Source organism: Hyalangium gracile (assembly GCF_020103725.1).
In the GTDB taxonomy this organism is placed as follows: domain Bacteria; phylum Myxococcota; class Myxococcia; order Myxococcales; family Myxococcaceae; genus Hyalangium; species Hyalangium gracile.
The window spans coordinates 53,783-65,431 of the sequence record NZ_JAHXBG010000023.1 but is presented as its reverse complement, the minus strand read 5'-3'; the positions used below and the strand labels follow the sequence as shown (position 1 = coordinate 65,431).

The following is an 11,649-nucleotide window of genomic DNA, read 5'->3' as shown; positions in this document are numbered from 1 at the left end:
TACGCGGAGTGCGAGCTGGCTCCACCGGTCGCTGCTATCCTCGCGGGGCATGAAGCCCGCACCGGACCCGGCACGTCCTCCGGCCATGTCCTCGCTGCTCGTGTTCGCGGTGGCGACGCTGGTGTTCGGCTCGCCGGTGCGGCAGCTCTGGCTGAGGGAGGGAGGCGCCTGGTACCTGCCCTTCGCGGTGTGGCTGGGCGTCATCCTCCTGGGGGCGTGGGTGGCGAGGAGGAGCCGGCCGTGACGCTGGAGCCCGCCGCCCTGGTCGCGGCGTCCGTCGGCTACCTGGCCCTGCTCTTCGGGGTGGCCTTCCTGGCCGAGCGAGGGCTCGTTCCGGCGCGCGTCACCCAGCACCCGCTCGTGCATGCGCTGGCGCTGGGCGTGTATGCCACCTCGTGGAGCTACTTCGGCAGCGTGGGCTACGCGAGCCGGCATGGCTTCCGCTACCTGGCCATCTATCTGGGCGCCACCCTCTCCTGCCTGCTCATCCCCGTGCTGTGGCGCCCGCTGCTGCGGCGGACGCGTGAGCTGCAGCTCACCTCGCTGGCGGACCTGTTCGCCTTCCGGTACCCGGGGCAGGCCACGGGCACGGCGGTGACGCTCTTCCTGCTGGCGGGCGCCCTGCCCTACCTGGCGCTCCAGGTGCGCGCCGTCGTGGAGTCCGCGCGTGTGCTGAGCCCGTCGGCCTCGCCCGGGGTGCTGGCCCTGGGATTCTGCGTGACGCTCATCGTGTTCGCCGTGCTCTTCGGAGCCCGGCATGTCACGCCCCGGGAGCGGCACGAGGGGCTGGTGCTGGCCATCGCCTTCGAGTCGCTGGTGAAGGTGGTGGCCCTGGTGCTCGTGGGCGTGTGGGCCGTGGCGACGGTGTTCGGCGGCTTCGGAGGGCTGGAGGCCTGGCTGGAGGCGCACCCGGAGGCGCTCGCCACCCTGCAGGCCCCCGCGCGCGAGGCCTCGTGGGCGCCGCTGCTCGTGCTCTCGTGCGCCGCGGCGTTCCTGATCCCGCGTCAGTACCACGTGGCCTTCACCGAGGCCCCCGAGCGAGAGGCGCTGTCCACCGCCACCTGGGCCTTCCCGCTGCTGTTGCTGTTGATGAACGTGGCCGTGCCGCTGCTGCTGTGGGCGGGGACGGCGCTGGGGCTGCCGGGCCCGGCGGACTTCCATGTCCTGGCCGTGCCCGCCTCTCGCGGCGCACCCGCGCTGGCGCTCCTGGCGTTCCTCGGCGGTATCTCCGCGTCCAGCGCCATGGTCATCGTCACCACGCTGGCGCTGGCGCCCATGTGCCTCACCTACCTGGTGCTGCCGCTCGGGTATGCGCGGGCGCGGAGCAACCTCTACGGCTGGCTGCTGTGGGCCCGGCGCGCCTTCATCGCCGCCATCATCCTCGCGGGGTATGGGTTCTACCGGCTGCTCGATGCGCGAGCCTCGGGGCTGGTGGACCTGGGGCTCGTGTCCTTCGTGGCGGTGGCGCAGTTCATCCCCGGGCTGCTCGGCCTGCTCTTCTGGCCTCGAGCCACCCGAGCGGGGTTCCTCGCGGGGCTGCTCGCGGGCGGCGGCGCGTGGGCGGGGCTGCTGCTGCCGTCACTGTGGGCGACGCCAGGGTTCGAGCTGGCCCGAGCGCGGCTCTCCGAGGCGCTGGGCTTCCCCACCTCCGAGCCCTGGGGGCTGGCGACCTTCGTCTCCCTCACGCTCAACGCGCTGGCCTTCGTGGGCCTGTCGCTCGCCACGCGCCCCTCGGAGGAAGAGACGGAGGCGGCCCGGCTCTGCGCGAGTGAGGGGCCGGGCCTGGCACGCGGCGGAGTCACCGCCGAGTCTCCAGAGGAGTTCCGGCTCCAGCTCGAGCCAGTGCTGGGCTCGGAGGCGGCCAGGGCCGAGGTCGCGAGCGCGCTGACGGGGCTCGGGCTGAGCTGGGAGGAGCGACGGCCCGGCGAGCTGCGGCGGCTGAGGGATCGGATCGAGCGCAACCTCTCCGGGCTGCTCGGTCCGGTCGTGGCGCGCATGGCGGTGAGCGAGGCGCTCCGGTTGGATCCAGAGGCTCGCACGGCGCTGGCGGACCAGCTGCGCTTCGTGGAGGAGCGGCTGAGGGATGCGCGGGGCGGCAAGGTACCGCTGGAGGAGCTGGAGCGTGTCCGGCGCTACCTGCGGCGCATCCTGGAGGATCTGCCGCTCGGCGTGTGCTCGCTCGGGCCGGAGCGGGACGTGGTCATCTGGAACGCGGCGCTGGAGCGGCTCTCGGGGCTGCGGGCAGTGGACGTGCAGGGGTTGAGCCTGGAGCGACTGCCCGCTCCGTGGGGAGAGCTGCTCTCGAGGTTCGCCGCCGCGCCGGAGGCGGATGCCGAGCTCCAGACGATGCTGGACGGCCGGGAGCGCATCCTCCGGCTGCACCGCTCCCTGCTGTCACCTCGAGCGCCGGACCGAGGCGAGGGCGCGGTGCTGCTGGTGGAGGACCTGACCGAGCGCAAGGCGGTGGACGCCCGGCTGGCGCACCAGGACCGGCTGGCCTCGGTGGGGCGCGTGGCGGCAGGGGTGGCGCATGAGGTGGGCAACCCCCTGACGGCGATCGCCAGCCTGGCGCAGAACCTCCGGCACGAGGACGACCTGGGAGCGGTCCGCGAGCGGGTGGAGCTCATCCTCCAGCAGACGAAGCGCATCGACGCCATCGTGCGGACGCTGGTCACCTTCAGCCATGCGGGCACCTCGGCGGGCGAGGCTCGCCCGTTCACCCGTGTCCCGGTTCGCCCGCTGTTGGAGGAGGCCGCGCAGCTGGCGCGCCTGGCGAGGAAGGGCCGGGACGTGAAGTGCGAGGCGGTGGGCGGAGACGGGCTGGAGGTGCGGGGAGACGCGCAGCGCCTGGAGCAGGTGCTGGTGAACCTGCTGACCAACGCCATCGACGCCTCGCCGCCGGGAGGCACCGTGGAGCTCGTCGCCGAGGCGAGCACGGAGCAGCTCCACATCCGGGTGGAGGACCGGGGGCATGGCATCCCCCCTCAATTGACGCGGCGCATCTTCGAGCCCTTCTTCACGACGAAGCAGCCTGGTGAGGGGACGGGGCTGGGGCTGGCGCTGGCGGCGAGCATCGTGCGGGAGCATGGTGGCCTTCTGGCCATAGACAGCCGGCCGGGGGGAGGGACTACCGTCAAGGTCAGCCTGCCGGTGGCGCGCCGCGAGTGATGTGAACCCTGGGCTGGGGGCCTCCGCATGAGCCGCATCCTGGTCGTCGAGGACGAGCCCATCATCCGCACGGAGCTGCGCCGGCTGCTGGTGCGCGCGGGGCATGAGGTGTCCGAGGCGGGCTCCGTGGACGAGGCTTCCAGCGACTATGCGCTGGAGGGGTTCGAGCTGGTCATCTCGGACCTGCGGCTGCCGGGAGCGCCGGGGACGGAGCTCATCGCGAAGTGCCCGGGCGTGCCGGTGCTCATCATGACGAGCTACGCCACGGTGAAGTCCGCCGTGGAGGCGATGAAGCTGGGCGCGGTGGACTACCTGGCCAAGCCGTTCGACCATGACGAGCTGCTGCTGCAGGTGGACCGCATCCTGAAGATGGGCCGGCTGGCCAGGCAGAACGCGGCGCTGAAGCGGGAGGTGGAGCAGGCGTACTCGGTGAGCGGGATGGTGGGGAGCAGCCCGGCGATGCGCGAGGTGTTCGAGCGCATCCGAAAGGTGGCCAGCTCGCCCGCGACGGTGCTGGTGCTGGGGGAGTCCGGGACGGGCAAGGAGCTGGTGGCGAGGGCCATCCACGCGCAGAGCCCGCGCAGCGAGGGGCCGCTGGTGGCGGTCAACTGCGCCGCCATTCCCGAGGGACTGCTGGAGTCCGAGCTGTTCGGCCACGAGAAGGGCGCCTTCACGGGAGCGCAATCGGCGCACCCGGGGCTGGTGGAGAGCGCGGATGGAGGGACGCTCTTCCTGGACGAGATGGGCGAGCTGCCGGCGCCGGCCCAGGCGCGGCTGCTGCGGATGATGCAGGACGGGGAGGTGCGGCGCGTGGGAGCCACCCGGCCGCGCAAGGTGGACGTGCGGATCATCGCGGCGACGCATCGGGATCTGCCTCGGCTCGTGCAGGAGGGCGCGTTCCGGCAGGACCTCTACTTCCGGCTGCGGGTGGTGGAGATCCGCCTGCCGCCCCTGCGCGAGCGGGGGGAGGACATCCCGGCGCTGGCCCACCACCTGCTGGAGAGGGCGTGCCGGCGGCTCCACCGGCCGGCGGCCACGTTCTCGCCCGAGGCGCTGGAGACGCTGCTCGAGCACGGCTGGCCCGGCAACGTGCGCGAGCTGGAGAACGCCATCGAGCGCGCGGTCATCCTGGCGGACGGTCCGGTCATCACCCCGGCCCTGCTGGCGCTGGAGGTGCCGGCTCCGGCCGCGGAGTTCCACCCCAAGGAGCACGAGGCCGCGAGCGGCTCCAGCCCGGAGTCCCTCGAGGAGTACATCCGCGGCTTCGTCCTGGAGCACCAGGACCACCTGGGCGAGGCGGAGCTGGCCCGGCGCCTGGGCATCAGCCGCAAGACGCTCTGGGAGAAGCGCCAGCGCCTGGGCATCCCACGCCCGAGCCGGGCCTGAGGGCCCCACCGGGCATTGACGCGTTACGTTGGTAACGGGAGCGTTACCTTCCGAAACGCGCTGACGCGGCGAGCCAACCCGTAACGTCTCGAAACCCGGAGCAACGTGCGCTGGAACACGCGTTGCTCATGGAGCGAGGCATGCGCTCCGCTCCAGGCCCCATGGCCCCCTCGCAGGATCTGTTCGCTCCCAAGGACTCCATCCGCCGTACCGCCCACATCCAGAGCCTGGAGGAATACCAGCGCCTCTATCGACAGAGCATCGAGCAGCCCGAGGAGTTCTGGGCCGAGCAGGCCAAGGCCCTCACCTGGTTCCACCCGCCCCACACCATCCTCGACGCGGACCCCAACCAGGTCGACTTCTCCTGGTTCAACGGCGGCCGGCTCAACGCCAGCTTCAACTGCGTGGACCGCCACGCCAAGACCCGCCCCGGCAAGCCCGCCATCATCTGGGCGAAGAACGAGCCCGGTGAGTACGAGGTCATCACCTTCCGCGACCTCCAGCACCACGTGGGCCGCGTCGCCAACGTCCTCAAGGCCCACGGCGTACGCAAGGGCGACCGCGTCTGCATCTACCTCCCCATGGTCCCCGAGCTGGCCTACACCATGCTCGCCTGCGCCCGGCTGGGCGCCGTCCACTCCGTCGTCTTCGCCGGCTTCTCCGCCGAGTCCCTGCGCGAGCGCATCCTCGACTCGGGCGCCAAGGTGCTCGTCACCGCCAACGAGGGCCCGCGCGGCCCCAAGCGCATCCCCACCAAGGCCATCGCGGACGAGGCCGTCGAGGGCCTCTCCCAGCTGGAAGCCGTCCTCGTCGTCCGCCGCACCGCCACCGAGGTGAACATGCAGCCGGGCCGGGACTTCTGGCTCGACGCCGAGATGGCCCGCCACCGAGGCACCTGCCCCGCCGAGTGGATGGACTCCGAGGATCCCCTCTTCATCCTCTACGCCTCTGGCTCCACCGGGAAGCCCAAGGGCGTGCTCCACACCACCGGCGGCTACCTGGTCTACGCCGCCACCACCCACCGCTACGTCTTCGACGCCCAGCCCGACGACGTGCACTTCTGCACCGCGGACATGGGCTGGATCACCGGCCACACCTATCTGCTCTACGGGCCGCTGCTCAACGGCACCACCACCGTCCTCTTCGAGTCCATCCCCACCTACCCCGACGCGGGCCGGCTCTGGCGCGTGGTGGATGACCTGAAGGCCACCATCCTCTACACCGCGCCCACCGCCCTGCGCGCCCTCATCCGCGAAGGCGACACGTGGGTCCTCAAGTCCTCGCGCCAGAGCCTGCGGCTGCTCGCCACCGCCGGCGAGCCCATCAACCCCGAGGTCTGGCGCTGGTTCCATGACGTCGTCGGCGAGGGCCGCTGCCCCGTCGTCGACACCTGGTGGCAGACCGAGACGGGCGGCGTGCTCATCACCCCGCTTCCAGGCGTCACCCCGTGCAAGCCGGGCTCGGCCACCCTGCCCTTCTTCGGCGTGGAGCCCCTCCTCGTGGACGACGAGGGCCGGGTCATCCAGGGCAACGGCGTGAGCGGCAACCTGTGCCTGGCCCGCACCTGGCCCGGTCAGGCCCGCACCCTCTACGGCCACCACCAGCGCTTCGTGGAGACGTACTACTCGCGCTTCCCCCGGCTGTACTTCACCGGAGACGGCTGCCGGCGCGACGAGGACGGCTACTACTGGATCACCGGCCGCGTGGATGACGTGCTCAACGTGTCCGGCCACCGCCTGGGCACCGCCGAAGTCGAGAGCGCCCTGGTCGCCCACGAGGCCGTCGCCGAGGCCGCCGTGGTGGGCTTCCCCCACGACATCAAGGGCACCGGCGTCTGCGCCTTCGTCACCGTGAAGCCCGAGTGGCAGGAGGCCTCCACCGAGCAGATGGTGGGCGCCCTCAAGGAGCAGGTGCGCCACGCCATCGGCCCCATCGCCACCCCGGACCGCATCGTCATCGTCTCCGGCCTGCCGAAGACGCGCTCCGGGAAGATCCTCCGGCGCATGCTCCGGAAGATCGCCTCGGGCGAGCTGGACAACCTGGGCGACACCACCACCCTGGCCGATCCCTCCGTGCTCGACGAGCTGCTCGCCCGGCAGCAGCCCGTGGCCCGGCCGCGCTCCTGACCCCAGAGAGGAACACCCGCCATGTCCCTGAATGCCTCGGAAGACGCCCTGGAGGCGCTGGCCGCCCGTCGCTGGCGCGTGGCCGCCGCCCTCACCTCCGGCACCCTCGTCTCCTACTTCGGCTTCATCCTCCTGGTCGCCTTCGACAAGCCGCTCATGGGGCGGCTGATCGCCCCCGGGCTCTCCCTCGGAATCCTCCTCGGAGCCCTCGTCATCGCCGCCTCGTGGGGCCTCACCGGCCTCTACGTCCTCTGGGCCAACCACAAATACGACCGGGCGCTTCACCGCCTCGGCCGCTGAGAGCCACCCATGAACAACGCCCCCGCCGCCACCACGCTGGGTGAGCCGAACCTCACGGCCATCGTCTTCTTCCTCGCCTTCGTCGGCCTCACGCTCGCCATCACCTGGTGGGCCGCGCGGAAGACCCGCACCACCGCCGAGTTCTTCGCCGCTGGCGGGGGCGTGAGCGCCGCGCAGAATGGCTTCGCGCTCGCCGGAGACTTCATGAGCGCCGCCAGCTTCCTGGGCATCGCCGGCCTCGTGGCCCTCTCCGGCTTCGACGGCCTCATCTACTCGGTCGGCTGGCTCGTGGGCTGGCCCATCGTCACCTTCCTCATCGCCGAGCCCCTGCGCAACCTGGGCAAGTACACCTTCGCGGATGTGGTCGCCTACCGCCTGCGCCAGACGCCCGTGCGCCTGTCCGCCGCCGTCGGGACCCTCACCGTCGTCAGCTTCTACCTGATTGCCCAGATGGTGGGCGCCGGCAACCTCATCCGCATGATGTTCGGCCTGCCCTACGAGCTGGCCGTCTGCATCGTCGGCGTGGTGATGATCCTCTACGTCCTCTTCGGAGGGATGATCGCCACCACCTGGGTGCAGATCGTCAAGGCCGTGCTGCTGCTCGGCGGCGCCACCGCCCTGGCCCTCGCCGTGCTCTGGCGCTTCCACTTCAACCCGCTGGCCCTCTTCGAGGCCGCCGCCGCGCAGTACGGCCCGGAGGTGCTCGCCCCCGGCAAGCTCGTCACCAGCCCGCTCGAGGCCATCTCGCTCGGCCTGGCGCTCATGTTCGGCACCGCGGGCCTGCCCCACATCCTCATGCGCTTCTACACGGTGCCGGATGCCAAGGCCGCCCGCGGCTCCGTCTTCTACGCCACCGGCCTCATCGGCTTCTTCTACCTGGTGACGTTCATCCTGGGCTTCGGCGCCTCCGTCATCGTGGGCCGCCCCGCCATGCTCTCGCTCGACAAGGGCGGCAACATGGCCGCGCCCATGCTCGCCGAGGCCGTGGGCGGCACCGCCTTCCTGGGCTTCATCTCCGCCGTGGCCTTCGCCACCATCCTCGCCGTGGTGGCCGGCCTCACGCTCTCCGGCGCGGCGGCGCTCTCGCATGACCTGTGGACCAGCGTCGTCCGCAAGGGCAAGGCCCCCGAGTCCGAGCAGCTGCGCGTCGCCCGCCTGGCCAGCCTCGCCCTGGGCATCCTCGCCATCCTCCTGGGCATCGTCTTCAAGGGGCAGAACGTGGCCTTCATGGTGGGACTGGCCTTCGCCATCGCCGCCAGCGCCAACTTCCCCGCCCTGCTGCTGTCCATGGCCTGGAAGCGCTTCACCACCCGCGGCGCCGTGGCCAGCATGCTCACCGGCTCCGGCAGCGCCGTGCTCCTCATCTTCCTGTCGCCCACCATCCAGGTGGACCTGCTCGGCCGCGCCGAGGCCCTCTTCCCCCTGAAGAACCCGGGCATCATCACCATGCCCCTCTCCATCCTCGTGGGAATCGTCGTGTCGCTGCTCGCCCCCGAGCCCGACGCCGAGGCCCGCTTCGCCGAGGTCCGCCACCGCATGCACGTAGGCCAGGGCACTCCGGCTCCCGCTCCCACTCCCGCTCCCGCCCGAACGCCGGAGCCGGCTCCCGCTCCATCCGTCCAGCCCGCTCCCGCGCGCGGCACGTGAGCGCCTGCGCCCAAAAGCACTCGGCCCGCCCCGGGCTCTCACGAGCCAGGACGGGCCGAGGATGCTTCAGGCGGGCAGAGCGCTATCTGCCGATGATGTTGCGCAGCTGGTCCTTCTCACCCTCGAACTTGAAGGCCCCGTAGAGCTGGTGGGCGTTCTCGCGGTCCAGCACTCGCGGCCAGAGCATCCGCACCGCATCCAGCTTGTCGTCTCCGAAGGAGAAGCGCTGGAGGATCTTCAGCACCTGCGGCACCAGGAAGTACTGGGTCGGCACCGCCGTCTCCAGCACCCGGAGCTTGCCATCGCCGAAGGACTCCTTCTGGATGGAGCTCAGCAGCTGCTGGAGCTGCCCCTCGGAGATCGGCTGCACCACCGGCGCGGGCGGAGGGGGCGGCGGCTGCGGCTGCGAAGGACGGCGCCGGAAGACCCGCAGGTCCGGGGCGTTGTTGACGTCCTGCCGAAGCCCGTTCATCTCCTCACGGACACGACGCAGCGCGTCACGAAGCTCCCGGTTGTCGCGGCCGTTGTTGCGGTCGGCGCGCTCCATGGCGCGGCCCAGGTTCTCCTCCATCCGCGCGAGCCGCTCGATGATCTGCTCGCGCTCGACGACGACCAGCCGGCCCTGCCGACGGAAGCCCGTGGGGACATCCCAGTCGTCGTAGTCCCAGCCGCCGCCGCCCTGCTGCGCGGGACCGCCCGTGGTGTAACCAGGAACCGGGGTGGCGGGCTGCGAAGGGCCCGTGGGTTGGCCCGGCGGGGGCGGGCGCTGCTTTTCCTGGGTCTGGGCCACGGCAACGGCCGACATCAGCATGACAACGGAGAGTACGAGAGCCCTCATGGCTTGGGTCCTTGTTGGGGGTAGCTGTCCCTACTGACGCACAAGGACGCTCCCCATTCAACTTTCTCAATTCACCGTGAACTCGCGCGAGTACCCCGTGTAGGGGCGGATGGCGCCGTCCCAGCCGGACTTCCAGTCTCCGTCGTGCCGGATGCGGTAGGTGCCCGGCGTCGCCGTGGAGGGGATCTTCCACTCGATCGTCACGTGAGAGCAGGCGAACGTGGGCACGCAGTTGTTGCGCTGCCACTTGTACTTCGTCTCCCAGTCCCAGTCGTACGCCACCGTCACCCACGAGGTGCCCGACTTGCGCTGCACCTCCAGGAACGAGCCCTGCCGCCGCAGGTTGTTCTTCGGGTGGGCGCCCCAGAACTTCACCGACACCGTCTGCCCCCGCGTGTACGAGGCGCTCGCGTTCGTCGCGACGCTGCCGAAGCTCACCGTGAGCAGCTTGTCGTCGAACACCACGCCCGTCTGCAGCGTCGTCTGCTCGTTGCGCAGGTCTCTCGGCGTGGGCCCCGCCGGAACGGAGGCGTCGTCCCGGAGCGCCGCCGCCAGCTTCTCCGACTCCTGCTGCACCGCCGCCAGCGTCCACGGGCCGAAGTGCGTGGAGGCTCCCTCGTAGTCCTGCTTCGTGTACTCCTCGCGGGTGACGAGGTAGCCGGCATAGGCGTTGGAGAGCCCGGCGATGACCACCTGGTTCACGCCGATGGGCGCCAGCTGGTTCAGCACCGCCTGGCGCAGCCGCCGGCCCGCCATCGTCGTCATCTCGAAGGGCACCGCCACCAGCGCCAGGTTGCCCACCGTCGCCACCTGCAGCGGCAGCACCTCGGGCGTCCACGGGTACGGCGTCATGCTCCCCATCTCCAGCACCACGGGCTTCTCGCTCTGGCACGGCGTGGTGGTCACCGCGCAGGTGAAGGCGTTCCATAGATTCTCGACCTGGGCGCAGGTGTTGCCCTCGCTGCCGAAGCCCGGCCCGTCCTCGGCGCCCGCGAGCATGGAGATGCCGATGGCCGCCGTGCACGTGGTGCGCGCGGTGCCGCCCGCGTACTGCGGGGCCACCTGCACCGCGTCCATCTTCACGTGCGTGTGCCGGTAGTCCACCGCGCCCGTGAGCAGCGTGGATGCGCCGTCGTAGAGGGACTTCGCCAGCGTGTACTGCTTGCCGCCGGAGAGCTCCACGCTCTCGAAGTCATTGGCGCCACCGCCGTTGGTGCCTCCGAAGATGTTGGGCGTCACGTCGCCCTCGTTGCTCTGGGCGAAGGCGGCCACGAACGTCTTCCCCGCCAGGTAGTTCGTCCCCTTGGCCTTCTCGAAGAGGTAGGAGGCGTAGCCCTTGTTGTCGCCGCTGATGAGCAGGTTGTCGTTGCCCATGGAGGTGGCGTGCACGGCGAACCAGTTGATCGTCCCCACCTCCGTCCCGTCCGAGCCCTGCAGCCGCAGCAGCGTCATCTTCTTGTCCGTGTCGTAGCCGTACTGGCTCCGCTCCGGAGCGGGGTTGTACAGGTACTGCTCCGGCGAGCGGTTGATGCTCGCGTTGAGCAGGTCTCCGGAAGTGACGCGGATGGAGCCCGGGGCCAGGTTGGTGTGCGCCCGGACGACGGCCTGGACGATGCCGTCCACCACGGCCTCGAAGTTCTGCTTGTCGTAGCCGAGGATCGTCAGGTTGTAGAGCGCGTAGTGCGAGAAGCCGCCCGGCCCGCTGTGCGTGTGCGTGGCGCTCAGCATCACGTTCGCGTCCGAGTACATCGCGCCGTAGCGCGCCTGCAGCCGCTCCACCACCTGCTGCTTCACGCCCTGGAAGATCTGCCCCAGGTCCGCGCTGACGAACACCAGGCGCTTGCCGTTGCACGGCGAGGCGAGGACGAAGGCACGCGCGCGCAGCCGCTGGTGGATGCCGGCCGTCTTCTGGTCGATCATCGCGTAGCCCATCATCCCCAGCTCCGCCGCCGGGCCGGTGATGTCGTAGATGCCCGAGCCCACCTGGAAGGACGTGTTGCCCGCGCAGGGCCCCGTCAGCCCGGCCTGCTGCGTGTCGAGGTTGGAGTCCTCATCGGACGGGAACTCCGGAGAGCAGGAGCCCAGCGCCAGCACCAGCGCCCCCAGGAGCAAGCAACGAGAAGATCTCTGCATGGTTCAACCCCCACCGCGAGCCAGAGGAGAATTCGTGCTTAGCACGGCTGT

8 protein-coding genes are annotated in these 11,649 nt (G+C 70.7%); 6 read left to right on the top strand and 2 right to left on the bottom strand.

Annotation, left to right across the window (positions count from 1 at the left end; all coding sequences use genetic code 11):
• The first annotated feature begins 49 nt into the window (after positions 1–49).
• The 6 genes from KY572_RS35255 to KY572_RS35230 all read left to right on the top strand — a co-directional run bounded on the left by KY572_RS35255 (position 50) and on the right by KY572_RS35230 (position 8,627).
• On the top strand, positions 50–244 hold the full coding sequence (locus KY572_RS35255; protein ID WP_224248077.1) for a hypothetical protein: 195 nt from the start codon (positions 50–52) through the stop codon (positions 242–244).
• Positions 241–3,168, top strand: a complete 2,928-nt coding sequence (locus KY572_RS35250; RefSeq protein ID WP_224248076.1) for an ATP-binding protein — start codon at positions 241–243, stop codon at positions 3,166–3,168. The genes KY572_RS35255 and KY572_RS35250 overlap by 4 nt, the downstream gene beginning before the upstream one ends.
• Before the next feature lie 27 nt (positions 3,169–3,195).
• Positions 3,196–4,554 (top strand): sigma-54-dependent transcriptional regulator, encoded by a 1,359-nt coding sequence (locus tag KY572_RS35245; protein WP_224248075.1) that lies wholly within the window; start codon positions 3,196–3,198, stop codon positions 4,552–4,554.
• Positions 4,555–4,694: 140 nt separating this feature from the next.
• A complete protein-coding gene (gene acs / locus KY572_RS35240) occupies positions 4,695–6,680 on the top strand; it encodes an acetate--CoA ligase (protein WP_407660058.1) in 1,986 nt (661 codons plus the stop codon).
• 21 nt (positions 6,681–6,701) lie between these two features.
• Positions 6,702–6,980, top strand: a complete 279-nt coding sequence (locus KY572_RS35235) for a DUF485 domain-containing protein (protein ID WP_224248074.1) — start codon at positions 6,702–6,704, stop codon at positions 6,978–6,980.
• 9 nt (positions 6,981–6,989) lie between these two features.
• Positions 6,990–8,627, top strand: coding sequence for a sodium:solute symporter family transporter (locus KY572_RS35230; protein ID WP_224248073.1), 1,638 nt, complete (start codon positions 6,990–6,992; stop codon positions 8,625–8,627).
• An 82-nt stretch (positions 8,628–8,709) separates the two neighbouring features.
• On the opposite strand, the gene KY572_RS35225 is transcribed toward KY572_RS35230, so the two are convergent.
• Entirely contained in the window at positions 8,710–9,465 is a 756-nt protein-coding gene (locus KY572_RS35225; RefSeq protein WP_224248072.1) for a DUF4476 domain-containing protein, read from the bottom strand.
• A 66-nt stretch (positions 9,466–9,531) separates the two neighbouring features.
• Positions 9,532–11,598 (bottom strand): neutral/alkaline ceramidase, encoded by a 2,067-nt coding sequence (locus tag KY572_RS35220; RefSeq protein WP_224248071.1) that lies wholly within the window; start codon positions 11,596–11,598, stop codon positions 9,532–9,534.
• Between the last annotated feature and the right edge of the window lie 51 nt (positions 11,599–11,649).